We start from the raw sequence: 3,113 nt of genomic DNA, 5'->3' as shown, positions 1-3,113 counted from the left end.
ATCCTTTTGAACATGATATTGCTGTTGATGTAGTAGAATTAATTCAAGATAAGACAGGCATAGGCCTGCCCCAAGGGGAAATCGGTTTTATTACGGTTCATATTCATAGCGCAATATCAAATAAAGACTTATCGGAAGTCAATCAGCATTCGCAGTTAATCTATCAACTTATCCAAGTTGTTGAAGAACAGCTCAACGTACAAATTAATAAGGATAGCATTGATTATTCACGTTTGGTCCGTCATTTAAGATTCATGATAGACAGGGTGTTGGCTGGCGAAAAAGTAGAGGAACCCGAAAAAATAGCAATGCTATTGAAAGAAGAATATCCTTTGTGTTACAATATCTCTTGGAAGCTAATAAAGATTATGCAGCAGAAATTAGGCAGACCGGTTTGTGATGCGGAAGCTGTCTATCTAACGATGCATATCCAACGATTACAAAAGAAAATTAAATAAACATACATTAACTTACGTGTTACTGATTCGATCAGGCATAAGTGAGGAGAATGATTGTTATGAAAGAGGGTATTATATACCTGAATTTTCATTTCAATCCTATCTTTGCTTATGCCTTTTTTGTATTTGAATTCTGATGCGTGGGAAGATGAATACCATCGTAAATGTAACCGTTTTATTAGCATGGAATAACAGTAAAGAGGAGGAAAACCTATGTTTAAGAAGTTGTTTGGTGTTTTGCAAAAAATCGGAAAAGCTTTGATGCTTCCTGTAGCCATTTTACCAGCGGCCGGAATTTTGCTTGCGTTTGGTAATGCATTGCAAAACGAAACTTTGTTGGATATCGCCCCGTTTCTTGCGAGTGGCGGAGTGGAAATGGTCGCATCGGTAATGGAGAATGCCGGGAATATTATTTTTGGGAATCTTCCCTTGTTATTTGCTGTGGGGGTCGCAATTGGGTTAGCTGGCGGAGATGGTGTTGCCGGACTGGCTGCGATTATCGGGTTCTTGATTATGAATGTAACGATGGGAACCGTTCTTGGCATTGACGCTGCCGACATTGCGAACAATGGTGCGGTGTATAGCAATGTTCTGGGAATCCCGACGTTGGGAACTGGTGTGTTCGGCGGTATAATTGTCGGTGTCATGGCTGCTGTTATGTATAATAAGTTTTATGAAATTGAACTGCCTTCTTATTTAGGATTCTTTGCAGGTAAACGTTTTGTACCAATTATAACAGCCGCAAGCGCAGTTATTCTTGGATTGCTGATGATCTTGGTTTGGCCGACGATTCAATCGGGGTTAAATTCATTTTCCGAAAATATGTTGGGTGCTAACCTGACTCTGGGAGCTTTCGTGTTTGGGGTTGTAGAACGTGCGCTGATTCCTTTTGGATTGCATCATATCTTCTACTCCCCATTCTGGTTCGAATTTGGCAGCTATATCCCTCAAGGCGGGGGAACGCCAGTCAGAGGAGACCAAGCTATCTTCATGGCTCAAATTAAAGATGGCGTACAGAATTTAACGGCAGGTACCTTCATGACTGGTAAATATCCATTCATGATGTTTGGGTTACCAGCTGCGGCTTTGGCCATTTATCATGAAGCAAGACCGGAAAGAAAGAAAATTGTCGGGGGCTTGATGGCTTCTGCGGCACTTACATCTTTCCTTACTGGGATTACTGAGCCACTTGAATTTGCCTTCTTATTTGTTGCACCGGTACTTTTCGGGATTCACTGTCTGTTTGCAGGTCTATCATTCATGACCATGCATTTACTGGATGTGAAAATCGGGATGACGTTCTCGGGCGGTTTGATCGATTACGTACTGTTTGGTTTAATTAATCCGCAAACCAATGCATGGATCGTTATTCCGGTTGGCTTGGTCTTTGCGCTTATCTATTACTTCGGATTCCGATTTGCGATAAGGACGTTTAACCTTAAAACTCCTGGCCGTGAAGTGGAAGAGGATGAGGAAGCGGAAGGGTCTGCAAGTACAGCTGGAAGTCTTCCTGGGGATATCTTGGATGCTATGGGCGGAAAAGAAAATATTTCTCACTTGGATGCTTGCATTACCCGTCTTCGTGTATCGGTCAATGACATCGGTAACGTTGATAAAAATAGGCTGAAGAAACTTGGAGCCGCTGGAGTTCTGGAAGTGGGCAATAATATCCAGGCAATCTTCGGACCTCGTTCAGAAACGATCAAGGGGCAAATGAAAGATATCATCGATGGAAAAAGGCCTCGTAAAGTAGAAGCATCTCCTGAAGTGGGTGTGGAAAAGCAAATCGAGGATGTCATCCCGAAACCTTTACGGACGGATGAAGTTTCCGAGCGCTTTGTTTCTCCTATTAAAGGGGAATTAAAACCGATCACGGAAGTGCCTGATGCTGTTTTTGCTGAAAAAATGATGGGTGATGGATTTGCCATCGTACCTGAGGAAGGGTTGGTTGTTTCTCCTGTAGACGGTACGATCGTTAACCTATTCCCGACTAAACATGCAATCGGTATCGTTTCCGAAGCTGGTCGTGAAATCTTGATACATGTCGGGATCGATACAGTTAAGTTAGAAGGCAAAGGATTCGAAGCGCTAGTCTCTCAAGGAGATAAAGTGACAAGCGGACAGCCGTTGCTCAAAGTTGATATAGAGTATGTCAAAAACAATGCCAGCTCTATCATTACGCCAATCGTCTTCACTAACCTTTCCGAAGGTGAAAGTGTGAAGATCGAAAAGGCAGGAAATGTAGATAGAGAAGAAGCGGACGTAATTACCATTAATAAATAATCATTAATAACAGGAGGGTGGCTATAATCAGCTGCCCTCCTTTTTTTTGATGATCAATGACAGGGTCCGGCTTCTATAGAAAGAATGTGGTGTATATATAGAAGAAGTTGGCTCTTAAAAAAGTGAAGTAACTTTTTAAAAGATTGCATTGACTTATCTAAATGCAAGTGCTAATATATTAAATACACCGCTTGAGACAAAAAAGAAATAATAACTTGTTGTTGACTTTATGTTTGAAAGGTGTTAAACTAATTAAGTCGCTAAAAAGCGATGGGAAACATTGCTCTTTGAAAACTGAACAAAACAAAGCGCCAACGTTAAATTTTAAGTGAGCACACACTATCAAAAAAGCAAATGAGCAAGTCAAACATT

General features: G+C 41.3%; 2 protein-coding genes. Both read left to right on the top strand.

All coding sequences use genetic code 11. From position 1 onward, the window contains the following. On the top strand, positions 1 to 458 hold a 458-nt coding region (locus ACQKMF_RS26635), incomplete at its 5' end, for a PRD domain-containing protein (protein WP_427575630.1). A gap of 213 nt (positions 459 to 671) precedes the next feature. Continuing rightward, positions 672 to 2,741, top strand: coding sequence for a glucose-specific PTS transporter subunit IIBC (gene ptsG / locus ACQKMF_RS26630; RefSeq protein WP_402945232.1), 2,070 nt, complete (start codon positions 672 to 674; stop codon positions 2,739 to 2,741). The last annotated feature ends 372 nt before the right edge of the window (positions 2,742 to 3,113 follow it).

The organism is Peribacillus sp. NPDC101480 (assembly GCF_050277335.1).
Lineage (GTDB): Bacteria > Bacillota > Bacilli > Bacillales > DSM-1321 > Peribacillus.
The sequence above is the reverse complement of the archived record's forward strand: the minus strand, read 5'-3'. Positions and strand labels throughout refer to the sequence as shown.

Bases quoted from the DNA above. Each gene is read 5' to 3' on its own strand.
- ptsG (WP_402945232.1), top strand. From the start codon at position 672: ATGTTTAAGAAGTTGTTTGGTGTTTTGCAAAAAATCGGAAAAGCTTTG.